The following is an 18064-nucleotide window of genomic DNA, read 5'->3' on the forward strand; positions in this document are numbered from 1 at the left end:
ATTAGGCTTTCTTTTTGTAATTGTTATTGTGTAGCCAACAAAGGCTTTGTGGTTTCCTTTGGTAATTTTAAAAGTTCACGAAGTGTTAAAGCATCTAATATACCATCTGGGTACAATTGATTTTTAAACTCAAAATCCTTTAGAGCAGTTTCTGTTTCTATCCTAAAATTCCCATCAACAGCTATCGTATATCCATTTGTCGTAAGGTACTTTTGCATTTCATATACCCAAGGTCCTCGATCACCAGTTTTTAATGTTTTTTGTAAAACTACTTTTTGGAAAAGATCGTAAAACTCTTCTTTTTGCATATTCTCCGCTATCTCTTCTTGTGATAACTGATTCTGTTCTAATAATTTTATATCATCATTAGATAATCCCTTTGATTTATAAACGGTAGACTGCATCAATATTGCCTCATAATATTTTACTTTACCTAATTTCTTTTGATATTCATTAACCGCATAACGTGTTGTCGAATTATCTTTTTTTGGATTTCTAACATCAATACGATTCGTAGACCATTGAGATATTACATACCCATTAAGCATTTCGATTGCTTCGTAATAATTCATTACAACTTTAGGATCATGATAAGAATTATCTACAGTGTCTTTAGATACATAATTGACCGTTTTAGGATGAAATCTTTGATACTTATTATATTGATTATATCCCATTATTAAAGTAATAATAACTAATAGAAAAATAATAATGCCCTTCATAATTGAAAATTTGGTTTATAGTAATTGAAATAAATTAGTATCCGTAGTAGTAAGTCTTTACCATCGACAGTTTTATGTAAACTAAATAGTAATTTTAAAGATTTTAGGGAAAAAATCGCTGCATCATCTATCTAAAGATACTCATAAATTCGGAAATTACAGAATTGACTTCCAGCATTTTGAGGGAACTCGTCTTATAATCTTTTCAATAGACAGCAATTTTCCGAAACCCAAACAAAAGAATTTAAAAATTATGTAAGCTTACATTTCATTTTACTTTCGAAACAAACTTTATTATTTGATTTTAAACTCAATGAATAAAATAGTACACTAATCAGAATAAGCTTTTCCCTAATTTATCGTTGCAATTATGTAGCTTTATAAAGTTATTTACTTTCAGCAAGTTTTTGTACTCAAAATTAAATGGTATGAGACTTGTATTATCGTTTTAACAAACACAAAAAATCAAACAGATGAAAAAGCGAATCATTCTTGTTTTCGTACTCTTTATTATAAACCTAAATTATACGATGGCTCAGAACAATTATAATTATCAAGATGATTGGAAAAAAGTAGAAGACTTTGATAGAGAAGGACTTCCTAAATCCGCATTAGAAATTGTAGAAGCTATCTATACAAAGGCAAGAAAAGCTGATAATACCAATCAAATTACAAAAGCTTTAATCTATAAAGCTAAATATCTTTTGGTTTTAGAAGAAAATGCACAACTTACAATAATCAATGAATTTAAAAACGAAATATCAAACAGTAAGTTTCCAAGTAAAAATATTTTAGAGAGTATCTTGGCAAATCTTTATTGGCAATATTTCCAAGAACATAGGTGGCAATTTTACAATCGTACAAAAACTGCAGAAAAAGTAGATAAAGAAGATTTTAGAACTTGGGATTTAGAAACCTTGTTTGCCGAAATTCATTTCTACTATCAAAAATCATTAGATAATGGTTTATTAGCGCAACAAACAGATTTAGCAAAATTTAATGACATCCTTGATGAAGAATATGATTCTAAAAAGTACAGACCTACTCTTTTTGATTTCTTATCTCATAATGCGTTAGCTTTTTATAAAACTTCAGAAACTAGTATTACAAGACCTGCATACGCTTTTGAGATTGATTTACCTAATTATCTCGGTAACCATCAACAATTTTCTTTACTTCAACTTAAAACAAAAGATTCTTTATCATTACAATTTCATGCTTTAAAGATTTATCAAACCCTAATTAATTTCCATAAAAGAGATCAACAACCGGACGCATTGATCGAAGTAAATATTGAACGTTTAAAATTCATTTATGAAAATGCTATTTTTAACAATAAACAAGAACTCTTTTTAGAAACACTACTTGCTGAAAAAGAAACGTACGGAAATTCTGCTGCATCTACTCTTTACGATTATGAAATAGCAAACCTATATAAAACGCAAGCGACAACGTACATTCCAAAGGAGAACGAAACACATAGATGGACACTACAAAAAGCCTTGAAAATCTGTGATGAAGCTATTTCTAAATATCCGAAATCTAGAGGTGCAACCAATTGCGCATATCTAAAAGAGCAAATACTACATCCAAATATTAACAGTATTAAACTAGAAACTTATGTGCCAATTAATACTTCATCTAGGCTTTTGGTAAATTACAAAAACATGAATCTGATCTATTTTAAAGCACTTAAAATTACTCAGAGTCAATTAAAGTCCTATCAAAAATTATATGAGCTCGAAAAACAAATAGCTTTTTTAAACAAACTATCTGTTGCTAGTTCTTGGGAAGCAAAACTTATCGATGAAAAAGACTATCAAAATCATGGTATAGAAGTTACCGTTCCAACCTTATCTCAAGGATCTTATATTATTGTAGGATCGACTTCTAAAGATCTTAGTATTAATCAYACGTTCTCTTTTGGTAATCTACAGGTAACAAACCTAACCCTTGTTGAGAATAAAACCAATAAAACGACAAAGTTTCAGATAATTGACAGAAATAATGGAATTCCTATTCCTAAAGCTTCTATCAGACTTACTTCTGATAGAAGAAACAACAAGTTAAATAAGACACTTACTACAAATGACAAAGGGGAAGCTTCTTTTTCGCAAGAAGGATATTATTATAATGTATTAGCCAAAGTTACTAAAGGAAATGATACTGCTTACTTTAACGGATTATATCTAAATCAATATGGAGGCAATTCAGAACCAGATAATAGTACTAGATATACTACATTTCTCTTTACCGATAGAAGTATCTATAGACCTGGACAAACGGTGTATTTTAAGGGAATCATGATGTCTGCAAATGGAAATGAAAATCATAAAGTAGTTCCAAAAAGAGCAACATTTGCTAAACTTATCGATATGAATGGTCAGGAAGTAAAACTTCTTAATTTCACTACGAATGAATATGGATCATTTGCAGGTGAGTTCATTTTACCTTCTTCTGGACTAACAGGTAATTACACCATTCAAACAGATAATTACAATAGTGTTTACATCACTGTTGAGGAATACAAAAGACCAAAATTTGAAACAAAATTTAATCCTATCACAGATACTTATAAAGTAAATGATGAAATACAATTAATGGGAACTGCTACCGCATATGCTGGTAGCAATATTACGGATGCAAAAGTAGTATATCGTGTCTATAGACAAGTACAATATCCACGTTGGTGTTATTGGCTTCCGATCTATGGATCAGAAGAACAAGAAATTACTCATGGCGAAACAAAAACAGATGACGCAGGTACCTATAAAATAACATTTGTTGCACTTCCTGACAAAAGTGTTTCTAAAGAGAACCAACCTACTTTTACGTATAAAGTAATAGCAGATGTTACGGATATAAATGGAGAAACAAGAAGTACAACATCTTATGTCAATGTGGGATATCATTCATTAATTGCCTCTATTGGAATTAGTTCTGAAATTGATAAAACCAAAAAAGACAATGTGTTATCCATAACTACTAGAAATCTCAATAATGAACTTGTTGAGAATAGCGGAGCCATAAAAATATACAAACTACGAGCTCCAGAATGTCCATTAAGAGTTCGCCCATGGAAAACTCCAGATTACAAAAGTAGTACTAAAGAAGCGTTCAAAAAGTTATTCCCTCATGATGCATATGACAATGAAGATGATTTTAGAAACTGGGAAAAAAGCAATGCTGTTCTAGAAAAAAACTACAATACAAAGGAAACAAAAGAAAATTCTAAAGGAATCGCTGAGATCCAACTTAGTTCTCTAAAAAAATGGGAAACTGGTAAATATGTTATAGAATTAAACACTAAAGACAAGTTTGGGCAAGAAGTAAAAGATGTTGCCTACTTCAATGTATTTGATCAGTCGGAAAAATCCATTGCAGATAATAAATTGTTCGAAATCACAACTGATAAAAACTCTTACACTATTGGTGATAACGTTTTGCTAAAATTAAGTTCTGCTTCTGAAGATATTGTAGTCACCTTAGACATTGAAAAAAACAAAGAAGAATTAGAAACTAGAATCATTAGACTTTCTAATGATAGTAAAAGCATTAAAATTCCAGTTAACAAAACAGATCTCGGAGGATTTGCGATCACCTATAGTTTCGCTAATTATAATGGATACCAAAGTGGTACCGTTTCTATTCCCGTTCCTTATGAACCTACACAATTATCTATTGAGACCAAAACGTTTAGAGACAAGTTACAACCAGGACAGCAAGAAACTTGGAGTTTTACTGTAAAAGGTCCGAAAGGAGATAAAGTATCTGCAGAATTGCTAGCTAGTATGTATGATGCATCATTGGATCAGTTTAAGCCTCATCAATGGTATTTCAGCCCTATTAATAGACCTACGTACTATGCTTATTCACAACGAAATGCTGGCAGAAGTTTCACTCAAGGAAATTTCAATATATATGATCAAACCACATGGAAAACCAGTTTTTCAAGTCAATATTATGATCAGCTAAATTGGTTTGGCTTATATTTTGGAAGGTCTTATAACTATAGATTAGTTAAATCGCAAAAAAGAAGTAGAATGGCTAACTTAAGTGCTCCTGCGCCTGCAGCCTCTATGGAAATGGTTGCAGACGAAGCAGAATTTGAAGAAGTTGCTATAGCAGGTGGCATCGCTAAAGAAGAGAACAAAGACGATTCATTAAGTAGAGATGAAGACAAAAGCCAAGGAAAAAAGATAGAAGATGACTCTTCATTAGAAGGAGTGAAAATTCGAAAAAACTTGCAGGAAACAGCATTTTTCTTTCCACAATTAACTACAGATAATGAAGGAAACATAAGTTTCAATTTCACCACTCCTGAAGCGTTAACCAAATGGAAAGTGCAGCTATTAGCTCATACTAAAACGTTAAATGCAGGAACACAATTATTAGAAACTGTGACTCAAAAAGAGTTGATGATCCTACCAAATCCACCAAGATTTTTACGAGAAGGTGACAAGATCATTCTAAGTTCTAAAGTATCTAATATTTCTACTAAAGATCTTACAGGAATTATAGAACTACAACTTACTGATGCATTAACTGGAAAATCAATTGATGTTGACTTACAAAATAAAAATATACGTCAGGAATTTGCTGTGAAAGCAGCTGGCAACACCAATATTTCTTGGGAATTACAAATTCCAGACAATGTACAAACCGTTCAATACAAAATAATAGCAAAAGCCGGTGATTTCTCAGATGGAGAACAAAATGTATTACCAGTACTATCTAATCGAATGTTAGTTACCGAAACACTACCGATGTGGATTCGATCTGACCAGACCAAAACATTTACTTTAGACAAATTAAAAGATAACTCTTCTAGCACCTTAAAAAATCATAAGCTTACGTTAGAAATGACTTCTAATCCAGCTTGGTATGCAGTACAGGCACTACCCTATTTAATGGAATATCCTTATKAATGTGCAGAGCAGACTTTCTCTAGGTATTACGCAAATTCTTTGGCTAGTCATATCGCTAATTCTAATCCTAGAATTCAGGAGGTGTTTAACCAATGGAAAAATACGGATGCTTTAGAAAGTAATTTAGAAAAGAATCAGGAATTAAAATCATTAATCATTCAAGAAACACCTTGGCTTCGTGATGCACAAAGTGAAAGTGAACAAAAGAAGCGAATTGCCTTACTTTTTGACCTGAATAAAATGAACAATGAGTTGCAAAGCGCTATCAATAAACTACAGCAAATGCAATATGGTTCTGGTGCTTTCCCTTGGTTCAAAGGCGGTAGAGAAAACAGATTTATCACTCAACATATCGCTTCAGGGTTTGGGCATCTCAAAAAGTTAGGAGTCAACCAATATGACGGCAAAACCAAAGGAATGATGCAAAAAGCAGTTCGCTATTTGGATCAAGAATTTGTAAAAGAATATGAAGAACTAAAAAGATATTGCAAGCGCAATAAGATTAATATCAATGATGATCATTTAAGCTATACTCAAATGCATTACCTCTATATGCGTAGTTTCTTTTCGGATATCAAAAGAAACAATAACACTAATGAAGCTTGGGAATATTATTTAGGACAGTCCAAAAAATACTGGTTAAAAAGAGGTTTATATGCTCAGGGATTATTGGCTTTGATTTTACATAGAAATAATGATATTACTACCGCTACTAAAATCATAAGATCCTTAGATGAAAAAAGTATAACTAGTGAAGAGTTAGGAATGTATTGGAAATCCAATGTGGGTAGCTGGTATTGGTATCAAGCACCAATCGAAACCCAAGCATTGATGATCGAGGTCTTTTCTGAAATAGAACAAGAACCTAAAAAGACAGCAATCGTAGATAACCTAAAAGTTTGGTTGTTAAAGAATAAACAAACGAATCAGTGGAAAACTACCAAGGCAACTACCGAAGCTGTATACGCTTTACTATTACAAGGGAGCGACTGGTTATCAGTAACAGATATGGTAGAAATCGTACTCGGAAATCAAAAAATTGACCCTAGTAAAATTGAAGATGTAAAAGTAGAAGCTGGGACAGGATATTTTAAAACTTCCTGGAATGGAGGTGACATCCAAAAAGATATGGCTACTGCCAAAATTACCAAAAAAGGAAAAGGAATTGCTTGGGGAGCTTTATATTGGCAGTACTTTGAAAATCTTGATAAAATCACCTCAGCTGAAACACCATTAAAACTTAAGAAAAAGTTATTCTTAAAGAAAAATACGGATCGCGGTGAAGAGATTACAGAGATTACTGAAAAGACACAACTACAACTTGGTGATTTAATAAGAGTTCGCATTGAGTTACGATCAGATCGAGCGATGGAATTTGTACATATGAAAGATATGCGCGCTTCTGGATTGGAGCCTATTAATGTATTATCACAGTACAAGTATCAGGATGGATTAGGATATTATGAAAGTACGAAAGATGCATCTACCAATTTCTTCTTTGATTATTTGCCTAAAGGAGTCTATGTATTTGAGTACGACTTACGAGTAAATAATAAAGGAAACTTCTCTAATGGTATCACTACTATTCAAAGTATGTATGCGCCTGAGTTTAGCAGCCATTCTGAAGGGGTTCGAGTTCAAGTAGATTAGTAAGTTTTTTTTTCAAAAATGAAAAATGACATAAAGCATATAAAATTTGACAATAAAACAAATCCAAAATCGTATTTCGAGATTGTTCAAATAGAGGAACTATTAACTAGAAAACTAGATCATGATGTCTGCAAAAACCACTTAGTAAAATTCTATATCATTTTGTTTATAACAGAAGGAGAAGGATATCATACTGTTGACTTTGTGGACTACCCATACGAGAAAGGTACCATACTCTTAATTAGAAAAGATCAGATCCAAAAGTTTTTTAAAAGCAATAATGTAAAAGGTTATTTATTAATATTTACAGAAGAATTTGTAATCAGTCATCTTAGTAAGTTAGAAGCTATCAAATCATTCCAATTATTCAATGAACTGCTTAGTTTTCCTAAAATTCAATTAGATACTAGCACAGAAGTGTTTTCCGATTTTTCCACTTTGATCAAGCAAATGCGATTAGAGTATAAGATTAAAGATGAATATTCTATAAGTATTACTCGAAGTGCTTTGCATATGGTGATGACCAAACTATCTAGAATTAAATTCAAAAACGACCAGCTATCAGAAAAGAAAAAATATTTAGCCGAGTTTTTATCCTTTCAAAAACTAGTTGAAGAACATTGTTTTCAGCATAAAAAAGTAATGTACTATGCTGATATAATGGGATGTTCTACCAAAACCATTAATAATATTGTTCATACTATACTTAACAAATCTGCCAAAACTTTTATTGATGAGATTGCTATAATCCAAATTAAAAGATTACTTATTGGTTCTGATGAAGCAATTAAAGAAATTGCTTATACATCAGGTTTTGATGACCCTGCTAATTTCTTCAAGTACTTTAAAAAACATGTAGGAACCTCACCAGAAACCTTTAGAAAATCACATCGTTAACATTTTCCGATTTTGACACTATTTAGGATCATATTCACCATCTAATTCTTGTGTGTGTAAATTAATTTTGATGATAACTTTTAATTATGATCAAATACAGTAACATGAAACACACAACAAACCTTACCGTAATAGTTCTAATGGCTATTCTATTTAGTCATTGTTCAGAAAAAAAAGGTGCATCAACAGAAGTAAAAACCATTATGGAAGTAACTACTTTCGGAATTAACGGAACCGTAGATCCTTTAGATTTTAAGAAGAGAGATGCACAAATAGAAGCAAATTTTACCAGTAAACAACCTGGTTTTATAAAAAGGCAAAGTGGAATCAATGAAAAAGGAGAATATGTTGTTATCGTTTTTTGGGAAAAACTAACAGATGCAGATGCTTCTATGAATAAATTTATGAGCGATCCTTCCGTTGCCGATTATGCTAAAATGATCAACAGCTCGACAATGAAAATGGAACGCTATGCTATGGATAAAACTTTTGATGCCAATAAAAGCGAGTTTGTAGAAGTGATGACATTCAATCTTAAACCAGATACCGATTTAGATAGTTTTGACACTCTAAACCAGAAAGTAGAAACTGATTTTACTGGAAAAAGAGAAGGTTTTTTACAAAGACTTACAGGAATTGATGAAATGGGTAAACAAGCTGTAGCGGTATATTGGACTACTAAAAAAGCTTCTGATGCTTCTATAAATGATTTTATGGCAGATCCAACCGCTAGAGACTTCATGTCCAAAATGGATCAATCCAGCATGTTTATGGGGCGTTATGAATCTTTACCAGTTCATATCAGTAATAAAGAAAAAGTAATCGCGCTATTAAATAGCTTTAATACTGGTGATCAAACACCTATTTCTTATATCAATCCACAAAAATATATTCAGCACAATCTGTATGTTGCCGACGGACTAGCAGGTTTTGGTGAAGTAATGAAAAATGCTCCCGAAGGTGGATTTAAAGCGAAGGTAATTAGAGCTTTTGAAGATGGTGACTATGTATTCACCCATACAGAATATGACTTTTTTGGGCCAAAAGTAGGTTTTGATATTTTCAAATTTGAAAATGGTCTTATCGTAGAACATTGGGATAACCTTACGCCTATTACTCCAGCGAATCCAAGTGGTAGAACACAATTAGACGGAACAGCAGAAATCAGCGATAGAGATAAAACAGAAGCTAATAAAACAATCGTAAAAAACTTTATCTATGATGTTCTACTGAATCATCAAAATGACAAAATAACTTCTTATATAAATCCTAAAAAATATTTACAGCATAATTCTGTGGTAGCGGATGGATTAGACGGATTTGGTGAAGCCATGCAATACTTTGCTAAGAACGGGTTAGTGATGGAATACAACAAAGTACATATGACTTTGGCGGAAGGTGATTTCGTGCTAGCCGTTAGCGAAGGTAAATTTGGTAAGGGAGATCCAACAGCCTTTTATGACTTATTCAGACTAGAAAATGGTCTTATCGTTGAACATTGGGATGTAATTACTACCATACCGCCAAAATCCGAGTGGAAAAATGAAAATGGAAAATTCTAAATCAATAGTTCCAATACATAATAGATAATGTAAATCTTTAAAACCAATTTTAAGTTTACATCAGAATACATTTTACCCCTAACTCTCAATTAGTTTAGAACTTTAACTTAATGTGTTAGTATGTACTCAACTACTAAAGACAACCTTTAAACAGTCTTTATCCTTTAAAATTAAATGAAAATGAATTTGAATATGAGCAAAGAAAAAACCAACCTGATATTAAATGAACTATTTAATGATTCAAGAGGTGATTTTTTCAAAATGATAAAGGCTGTTTCTAAAGGCGTTCTTCGTCCATTACAACCAGAAGATTTTAAAGATCTGTACCTATCTATTTCTAAGGAACAAGGAGAAGATCTTACCGAATTAATTATCAAAAACAATTACAAAAACATAGTTGAATTTGGCACTTCATTCGGAATATCAACTTTGTATTTGGCATTAGGTGTTATGGAGACCAATGGCACAATCATTACCACAGAATTGATTGAGTCGAAGGCTGAAAAAGCTATCGAAACTTTTAAAAAAGCCGAACTAGACCATTTAATAGAGGTTAGAATTGGAGATGCCATGAAAACATTAAAAAATCATGATACCTCTATAGACCTTTTGGTTTTGGATGGTTGGAAAGATCTATATCTTCCACTATTCCAAATGCTAGAACCAAATTTCCATAACCATACTATGATTTACGTTGATAATGCCGATATGAAAGAAACCCAACACTTTTTAGATGTTATTGGTCAAAATCCAAGATATAGATTAAACCCTCTGAATAGTGGTAAGGTTTTTATAATAAGTATTCTTCAATCTTAAATCCAGAATCATGTAATCATCATTTTCGAAATTTAGTTTAACTTAATATGATGCGATATCAGCATTAATAAAACATACACAAATGACAAGAAAGGAAATCATTAGAAACGGAGAAGGAGAAAATTACAATTATTCTCAGGATCATTGTTTTATCAAACTTTCTTCAGATAACACAAATGGTGAATTGTGTTTTGTAGAAGACACCTTAAAACCAGGTTTCTACTTAGCAAGACATCATCATAAAATTATGACAGAAGTATTTTATATACTTGAGGGAGAAGTAGAGTTAATTTTCGACGATGAAACGATCACAGCAAAAACTGGAGATACGATTACAGTTCCTCCAAACATCTGGCATGCAGCTAGCTGCAAAGAAGGTGGTAAGATGCTTACCATTTTCAAGAATGGGCAATTTGATCTGTACTTAGAAAAGTTATCTAAAATGGCTGATAGTGATTTTGAGAATACTGAGTTAATGAAAGCTATTTCTGCCGAATTTGATATCTACGAAGAATAAAAGCCTTACTCCTCTTTTATGTCATCTATAATCTCTAAAAGAGTTTATTTTAAATGATGATACTTTGAGCATCCTACCTCTAGGATGCTCAACTTTTATCGCAAAACTTTAGGTTAATTTTAAAACTTAGCGCAAAAAATTAAAGTAACTTGATGAGCTACAATCATATAAAAACAACAAATGAGTTACTTTATACGAATATCTTGCTGTATGCTCCTCCTATTACTCTTCTCCTGCAATTCTCCACAAAAATCAAATGAAGGTTGGCAAAAGGTATTTCAGAACGATGAAAAAGGACAAGTTATTTTTGGTGAAAAATCTAAACTTATCGATGCAGTACGATTAGGGTATCCTGTTAGAATTGGCTGGGGCAGTAATCGAGTAGAACATGTTGCTGATGCAGCATTCTTAACCATTTTCGAAGGAGAAGAGGTTTTTGCCCAAATCAATACCATCGTCGGTCAAGCTCCTGCAATTGATAATGATTCTCTTAAACTTCGATTCAGAACACAGAATCATTGGACAAAAATCTCAGGAACCAATGGGTATGCAACTGGTTTCATGACCAATTATCTTAAAGATACAATCGTTGGCGGTGGTACAGATCGATATACTCCTACTACATGGTATGTATTGTATCCAGCACATCAATTAGATATCCAAGCAAAACCGTTATGGCGAAAAGAATCTAAAAATTGGGAAAAGTGGAATCAAAAAAACAAACAATAAGTTTATCTAAACACACATTTTTTCTAACAAGAAATCAAAAATCATGAGTAAAATCAAGTTATTATCCATTCTGTTCGTATTTAGTCTATTGAACTGTACAAATAAAGCCACTTATGAAATTGCAGGTAAAAAAAGTAAGGTAATTGTTTCTATGATTGCTGCCGTAAATGAAAAGAATGCAGAAAAATATGTTGCAGAATTTGCCGAAAATGTAAAAGTGTTTGTAGAATCCGAAATAAAAGTAAATGGTAGAGAAAGTTTAAAAGCAAATCGAGCTAACCATTTTAAAAACCACCCAAACGTTACATCCGAAATTCAACATTTAGTTGAGATAGATGATAAAGTAATTCTACATGATAAAGTTTGGCTTGATGAATCTGATAAAGCTGGTCAAAATATTGTTGAAATTTTCACCTTCAAAAATGACAAAGTCATTAGAGTTGATGTCATTCAACCAAAAGATTTATTCAAGAAATAAAAACAGAAACTAAGAACAATCATTTAAAACCCATTATAAATCCTTTAAAATCATTCTTTGGAAAACCTATACATTTGTTATCTCTAATAATAGAACTAGGTATTTAAATGAATTATCAGTAAAAACTTGATGAATAGAAGAAAGTTTGTAAAAAAAGGAATATTAGGAGCTGCAGGAATTTCTTTAGCAACGGGTTTGTATACATGGCAAATAGAGCCTTTTTGGTTAGAGTTCGTTCTAAGAAAAATGCCTGTAAAAAATTTACCTAATCACCTTATTGGAAAAACACTGATACAAATTAGCGATGTTCATATAGGAAATGGATTTGATTATCAATACATCATTGATTCTTTCATCAAAGCACAAAAGCTTAACCCTGATTTTGTAGTATATACTGGTGATTATGTTAGTTATGAAAATGAACAACAATTTACACAACTAGATGAAGTTTTGCAGTATACAGTTCGAGGAAAAATAGGCACTTATGGAGTTCTTGGAAATCATGATTATGGAAATGAATGGTCTGAACAAGATGTTGCCAACCAAATTACCAAACAATTAGAGCAAGCTGGAATTCAAATTTTAAGTAATGACTCAGAAAAAACAGATGGATTAAACATCATTGGAATTGACGATTATTGGGGTCTAAATTTTAATCCAAAACAAATATTATCTCAACAAAATAAAGACGAAGCTAATATTACACTTTGTCATAATCCCGATGTTTGTGATCTAGATGTTTGGAATGAGTATGAAGGCTGGATATTATCAGGACATACACATGGAGGACAATGTAAACCTCCTTTTCTAAATCCTCCACTGCTTCCAGTTAAAAATAAAAAGTATTCTGCAGGAGAAATTGATCTCAATGATGGAAGAACATTATATATAAATCGTGCAATTGGACATTTATACCAGGTAAGATTTAACGTGCGACCAGAAATTACTGTTTTTGAATTAACTCAAGCGTAATAATGTCAAGTTGAGATCAATCACAAATTATTTAAGGTAATACTACGATTGATCCTAAGGTTTTATTGGTTTATGTATAGATAGATCGGATTTTATTTATTAAAGTAAAGTGAAGTCGAACTAAATAAAATAGCGATTCAAGTTTGTACTTAAATCGCTATTCTTTGTATGAAGATACTATGGAGTTATTATCTATAGTCTGAAGAAAAACCTTCTAGGCCTTCAGCAAAAGGTTGAATTGGCTCATCTATTTCATTAATAGCTAATTGATTTGCTAAGTTTGACAATACTTTAGCCGAAATATTTGTAATTACGTCCAAAGCTTGAGCATTGTTGTAACCTGCGTTTCTAAAGTTTTCGAGCACCGTATCACTCACACGACCATTTGTATTGTAGACAGCCTTAGTAAACTCATGTAATGCATTAAATTTTGTATTACTTAATAATGTTCTACTCCGCAATGCATCTAGATCTTCCTTAGCTGAACCAAAAAGAACCTTACCTGCAAGTGTATGTCCAGCAGTACAATACTTACATTCATTTTCTATAGCGATAGTTAATTGTACAATATTGTTTTCTTCCGGTGTTAGGTTTCCTAATTTCTCTAGATGCCATTGCATATGTGTATATGATAACAATGCTGCATCTGAGTTACTCAATAACTTCCCTAAATTAGGAACGAATTGAAAGATTTCATTATACCAATCATATACAGCTTGTACTTCTTTTGATGGGGTTTCTTGTAATTCTAAATTAAAACCTCTTACTGTTTTTTTCTTTTCTAATGTTTCCATTTGTCTATTGTTTACTGTTTTAAATATTAATTATAGTATTGGAACGATGTGAAAAACATCGATGTAAGGTGCTCCTGCACTTCGTTTTGCAACATTATCCTTGAAAACTCTTGTTTTTTCAAAGCGCTCTTGAGAATCTAATCCGCCTTTCCATTCCGCAAATGCAATTACTGAGGGATGATAATTTTGGTCATTTGCCCCTTGATACGGATTTAAGTTTACAATGGGTGTGTATCCAAATTCTGGTTTTGAAGCTGTTGGTAAAACTGCTTGAAAGTATTCTTGTAGTAAATTAGCTTTTTCAGGATTGATAAAAATACCCGCAAAATCATATGTTTTATCCGATGCTACATTTACCGTTACATCCTTTTCCACTTGGAAATAACCTTGACTTAAAAAAGAAAGTGCATTATCTCTAATATTTCTAAGTTTTAAATACTCAGGATTTCTTTCAAAAGCGCGTTTTTGTTCTAAACTTTCCCATTCAAAGAAAACTACCATTTGGCTGGGTTTATTCCCCATAACGGTTTTTGTAACCGCAAAACTTGCAATAGGTCTTGCTCCATAAGGTATAGCCACAGGCATTACTTTAGGAAAGTACTCTTCCATAAAGGCTTTTTGCCCATTTGGTTTTACAGTAAGTAACGCTACTTCAATAAGCTTACCTGCTTTGAAAGTAATATCTGCTTTTTTTGCTTCATTTTTTACTGTTTCTGTAGTATTTTCTGTAAATACTTTCGTTTTTCTATTGTTCTCTTTACAGGAAGCAAAAGCCGCAAAAGAAGCGAACAATAATGTTACTGTTAACAATTTAATACGTGTCATCTTTCTATATTTTTAAGTTATTAATAATTACAGAGCAAAGATGTTCACATAGTTTACCTTCTCCATTTTTGTGTAGTAAACAGGAAAGGAAAACAGAAATAATGTTATTTTATGAAGTAAATGGGAAAGGCTTATACATTCATATTACAAAAATTAGGGATAAGCCTTCCTAATTTTATGATTTTGCAAAAGCAGATACATTAAAACTTCGACTCACTGGAATTTCTATATCATGATGATTTTGTGTAACATACCTTGTCTTGGCATTACCAAAGACTTTAAACGGTTGATGCATATTGATGATATACGATTTGTGAATACGAGAGAAATGTTCTGGTAACTGTGACGATACTGTTTTCATAGTAGCACGGATTAACTTCTCTTCAAGTCGAAAATTTTGAAAAAAATAGAGTCGGGTATAATTATCCTCTGCCTTTACAAAAAGTAATGTATTTAGATTAATCCGAAATGTTTCTTTAATATCAGTATATAACGTGACGTAGTTATTATCTTCTACATCTTTCGGTAATTTTATTTCAGAAACTAATTGTTGGTATCGCTTCCATTTATAAAGTGGAGTCAATTGTGGATCAGTAATTATAAATAAAATACCACTTCTTGCTTTCCAACCGCGCTCAATGTGATTCATTACTTGCTCCCAATCATTACGACCAGAATAAACTTGGGCAAAATAATTATGAAGTACTCTTTTAGGTTCCTTTTGGGCTAGGTCTTTAAAATATCTTAAATACAATTCAGCTTCCTTATCCATTCCAAATCTTCCATAGAGATACCCCATTCTTGGCGTAAATTCCAACTTACTAGGAAGTGCCTTTTTTAATTTATTATAATAGGTAATAGCCTTACGTTCATTACCTTGTAATGCTGCTATATACATAAGATTTTCTAAAGATGAGTTATCATTAGGAATCATCTTTAAAATAGAAAGAAAGGTTTTTTCGGAATCATCATAGCGCTTTGCACTTAATTGTACATCACCTATCATATTAAGAATACTAGTAGATATAGGATCGAACTCCAGTGCCGAATATAAAGCATCTAATGATGCATCATATTCTTTTAAACCATACCAAAAAAATGATAATTGCTGATAAGCTTCACTAGCATCTACATAATTCTCTAAACCTTTTTCAATACTATTATAAATATTAGTCCAATCTAATTCATAGAAAAAATCAATGAGATTTTTATCAATAATCGCTTCTCCAGAGTTGGGATTGATTTCAAGTGCTTTATTAATCCATGCTCTTGCTTTGGGGTATACACTTTTTGGTAGTTCATAACCACGACCTGCCTGAAAAACTAAACATTTTGCTAATTTTAGATACGCAGGCGCAAAGTCTGGCACAGCAGTAATTACTTTTTCATAATACTCAACCGCCAAACTTACATTCCCTTGTGTCCATCTGTTAAAGTGATAGTTTCCTAAAACATATAGCTGATGAATCTCAGGATTTTGAATTTTTGAATTGACTTTAATTGTAACCTCATCTACAGAAATACGAAGCATTTTCTTAAGATGCATTAGTGAAATCTCTCCTAATTTGAATAAATTACTTTTATCTACTTCAAATGTTACCTCTCTTTGTTTTCCCTTTTTTAGATTCTGATATTCCAATTTTACAATAATGAAATCATCATCTTCAATAAGATTTCCAGTAACAAGAGAATTCACCTTAAGTTGCTTCGCTATAATATTTAAATCTGAACTAGCTTCTGAGCTTACATTTGCAGAATCTTTAGAGATAACTACATATGAAGCTTCAGCACTGATATTGGATATGAATACCTCTTGAATAATAGGAACCAGAAACTTAATATTCGTGCTTCTGGTTTGAAGAGGCAATATGGCAAGCCTTTTAGTCATTCATACAAATGTAATTAGAATAGAGATAATTAATTAATTTTTGTAGTGAATGGGAACGTAAAGTCCAAAAATCAATTTAGCTTTGAAAAAAGAAAGTATGATTCCTCACGAATTTATATTAGACTTACTATGTCCTTTACCAATTAGAACAAAAAAAATGTTTGGTAATTTGGCAATTTATTATGGTGATAAAATAGTCTTAGCTACGAGGCAAAAAGAAGAAAACAAAATAGATAATGGTATTTGGATAGGTACTAAAATTGAACATCATGATGCCCTAAAGAATCTTGTTCCAGAATTAAGACATTTAGAAACCTATAAAATAAAAAAATGGCTTTTGCTTCATGAAGATGAGTCTAATTTTGAAGAACGTGCACAACAAATAGTACAACTTATTAAAGAACATAGTGAGTTAATAGGAATCATTCCGAAACCACGAAAAAAGAAACAACTATGATACCAGAACATATTAAAAACAGAAAAGGTGCACGAAGTTTAAAAGACCTTAATTCTGAAGTGATTGAATATTTAAATAAAGGTTTGATTGAAACCAGAAACTTAATGGAATGGTTAGCCACCGATCAATTAGCCCTTTTAAAACTTGTACTAAAAGACTTAGGAAAAGAATCTTGGTATATTGATTTTGAAACTGCTGTAAATGCTCAAAAGAAACCCACAGCCAATAGTAACACCAAAGTGATAGGTCAAACACTAGGGTTACTTACTAGAGATAAATCAATTTTTGACACATTAAAAGCACATACCTCTGATTTAGTACGTTGTTGGGCTTGTTGGGCAGAGAGCACACATCATGACGATATTTCTGATTTAATTAGTGCTATGAAACCTTATGTCTCAGACAAGCATTTTGGTGTAAGAGAAGTAGTAATTTTTGCTAGTAAAGATAGAATGATTGAGGATTTAGACTCATCTATTGATATTTTATCAAAGTGGACTAAGGATAAAGACGAGAATATAAGACGTTTTACAGTAGAATCATTGCGCCCTATAGGTGTTTGGACTAAGAAGATACCAGATTTTCAAAAGTCTCCGGAGAAAGGTATTCCTTTATTAGAACCTTTAAAATCAGACACATCAAAATATGTCCGTGATTCGGTAGGTAACTGGCTTAATGATGCAAGTAAATCTCAACCAGATTGGGTAAAATCTATTTGTAACAAATGGGAGAAAGAATCATCCACAAAAGAGACGGCATATATTATAAAAAAAGGATTACGCACGATAAACAAATAAACCGAAGGTCATTTCAATTACTGTAAACAATT

14 protein-coding genes are annotated in these 18064 nt (G+C 32.0%); 10 read left to right on the top strand and 4 right to left on the bottom strand.

What is annotated here, in order from left to right; all coding sequences use genetic code 11:
• Positions 1–23: 23 nt before the first annotated feature.
• Positions 24–722 (bottom strand): peptidoglycan-binding domain-containing protein, encoded by a 699-nt coding sequence (locus GBO31_RS14455; protein ID WP_219009072.1) that lies wholly within the window; start codon positions 720–722, stop codon positions 24–26.
• 473 nt (positions 723–1195) lie between these two features.
• On the opposite strand from GBO31_RS14455, the gene GBO31_RS14460 reads away from it, so the two are divergent.
• From GBO31_RS14460 to GBO31_RS14495, 8 genes are all read left to right on the top strand, one after another.
• Positions 1196–7300: an alpha-2-macroglobulin family protein gene (locus tag GBO31_RS14460; protein WP_219009073.1), complete on the top strand. Its 6105-nt coding sequence runs from the start codon at positions 1196–1198 to the stop codon at positions 7298–7300.
• 18 nt (positions 7301–7318) lie between these two features.
• Positions 7319–8197, top strand: a complete 879-nt coding sequence (locus GBO31_RS14465; RefSeq protein ID WP_219009074.1) for a helix-turn-helix domain-containing protein — start codon at positions 7319–7321, stop codon at positions 8195–8197.
• A gap of 104 nt (positions 8198–8301) precedes the next feature.
• Positions 8302–9759 carry a nuclear transport factor 2 family protein gene (locus tag GBO31_RS27040; RefSeq protein WP_246615882.1) on the top strand — a complete coding sequence of 486 codons (1458 nt, stop codon included), beginning with the start codon at positions 8302–8304 and terminating at the stop codon, positions 9757–9759.
• Positions 9760–9951: 192 nt separating this feature from the next.
• Complete coding sequence (locus GBO31_RS14475; protein WP_219009075.1) at positions 9952–10575, top strand: O-methyltransferase; 624 nt, start codon at positions 9952–9954, stop codon at positions 10573–10575.
• 82 nt (positions 10576–10657) lie between these two features.
• Positions 10658–11092, top strand: a complete 435-nt coding sequence (locus tag GBO31_RS14480) for a cupin domain-containing protein (RefSeq protein ID WP_219009076.1) — start codon at positions 10658–10660, stop codon at positions 11090–11092.
• Positions 11093–11302: 210 nt separating this feature from the next.
• Positions 11303–11821 carry a hypothetical protein gene (locus GBO31_RS14485; RefSeq protein ID WP_219009077.1) on the top strand — a complete coding sequence of 173 codons (519 nt, stop codon included), beginning with the start codon at positions 11303–11305 and terminating at the stop codon, positions 11819–11821.
• A 43-nt stretch (positions 11822–11864) separates the two neighbouring features.
• The gene (locus GBO31_RS14490; RefSeq protein WP_219009078.1) at positions 11865–12299 is read left to right on the top strand and encodes a nuclear transport factor 2 family protein; all 435 of its coding nucleotides are present in this window, start codon (positions 11865–11867) and stop codon (positions 12297–12299) included.
• 129 nt (positions 12300–12428) lie between these two features.
• Entirely contained in the window at positions 12429–13271 is an 843-nt protein-coding gene (locus tag GBO31_RS14495) for a metallophosphoesterase (RefSeq protein ID WP_219009079.1), read from the top strand.
• Positions 13272–13459: 188 nt separating this feature from the next.
• Here the strand turns inward: GBO31_RS14495 and GBO31_RS14500 are convergent, their stop codons facing one another.
• From GBO31_RS14500 to GBO31_RS14510, 3 genes are all read right to left on the bottom strand, one after another.
• Positions 13460–14065, bottom strand: a complete 606-nt coding sequence (locus tag GBO31_RS14500; RefSeq protein ID WP_219009080.1) for a carboxymuconolactone decarboxylase family protein — start codon at positions 14063–14065, stop codon at positions 13460–13462.
• Positions 14066–14095: 30 nt separating this feature from the next.
• Complete coding sequence (locus GBO31_RS14505; protein ID WP_219009081.1) at positions 14096–14890, bottom strand: DUF1330 domain-containing protein; 795 nt, start codon at positions 14888–14890, stop codon at positions 14096–14098.
• A gap of 175 nt (positions 14891–15065) precedes the next feature.
• The gene (locus tag GBO31_RS14510; RefSeq protein ID WP_219009082.1) at positions 15066–16778 is read right to left on the bottom strand and encodes a LytTR family DNA-binding domain-containing protein; all 1713 of its coding nucleotides are present in this window, start codon (positions 16776–16778) and stop codon (positions 15066–15068) included.
• An 82-nt stretch (positions 16779–16860) separates the two neighbouring features.
• Here GBO31_RS14510 and GBO31_RS14515 point away from each other — a divergent pair, with 82 nt between their 5' ends.
• Both GBO31_RS14515 and GBO31_RS14520 read left to right on the top strand, forming a co-directional pair.
• The gene (locus GBO31_RS14515) at positions 16861–17235 is read left to right on the top strand and encodes a hypothetical protein (protein ID WP_219009083.1); all 375 of its coding nucleotides are present in this window, start codon (positions 16861–16863) and stop codon (positions 17233–17235) included.
• Positions 17232–18032, top strand: a complete 801-nt coding sequence (locus GBO31_RS14520; RefSeq protein ID WP_219009084.1) for a DNA alkylation repair protein — start codon at positions 17232–17234, stop codon at positions 18030–18032. The genes GBO31_RS14515 and GBO31_RS14520 overlap by 4 nt, the downstream gene beginning before the upstream one ends.
• The last annotated feature ends 32 nt before the right edge of the window (positions 18033–18064 follow it).

The sequence above is a fragment of the Aquimarina litoralis genome, from assembly GCF_019295435.1.
In the GTDB taxonomy this organism is placed as follows: Bacteria; Bacteroidota; Bacteroidia; order Flavobacteriales; family Flavobacteriaceae; genus Aquimarina; species Aquimarina litoralis_A.

Coding starts and splice junctions, on each gene's coding strand:
- GBO31_RS14455 (WP_219009072.1), bottom strand. CDS start 722: ATGAAGGGCATTATTATTTTTCTATTAGTTATTATTACTTTAATAATG.
- GBO31_RS14465 (WP_219009074.1), top strand. CDS start 7,319: ATGAAAAATGACATAAAGCATATAAAATTTGACAATAAAACAAATCCA.
- GBO31_RS14500 (WP_219009080.1), bottom strand. CDS start 14,065: ATGGAAACATTAGAAAAGAAAAAAACAGTAAGAGGTTTTAATTTAGAA.
- GBO31_RS27040 (WP_246615882.1), top strand. CDS start 8,302: ATGAAACACACAACAAACCTTACCGTAATAGTTCTAATGGCTATTCTA.
- GBO31_RS14505 (WP_219009081.1), bottom strand. CDS start 14,890: ATGACACGTATTAAATTGTTAACAGTAACATTATTGTTCGCTTCTTTT.
- GBO31_RS14485 (WP_219009077.1), top strand. CDS start 11,303: ATGCTCCTCCTATTACTCTTCTCCTGCAATTCTCCACAAAAATCAAAT.
- GBO31_RS14475 (WP_219009075.1), top strand. CDS start 9,952: ATGAGCAAAGAAAAAACCAACCTGATATTAAATGAACTATTTAATGAT.
- GBO31_RS14495 (WP_219009079.1), top strand. CDS start 12,429: ATGAATAGAAGAAAGTTTGTAAAAAAAGGAATATTAGGAGCTGCAGGA.
- GBO31_RS14490 (WP_219009078.1), top strand. CDS start 11,865: ATGAGTAAAATCAAGTTATTATCCATTCTGTTCGTATTTAGTCTATTG.
- GBO31_RS14510 (WP_219009082.1), bottom strand. CDS start 16,778: ATGACTAAAAGGCTTGCCATATTGCCTCTTCAAACCAGAAGCACGAAT.
- GBO31_RS14520 (WP_219009084.1), top strand. CDS start 17,232: ATGATACCAGAACATATTAAAAACAGAAAAGGTGCACGAAGTTTAAAA.
- GBO31_RS14480 (WP_219009076.1), top strand. CDS start 10,658: ATGACAAGAAAGGAAATCATTAGAAACGGAGAAGGAGAAAATTACAAT.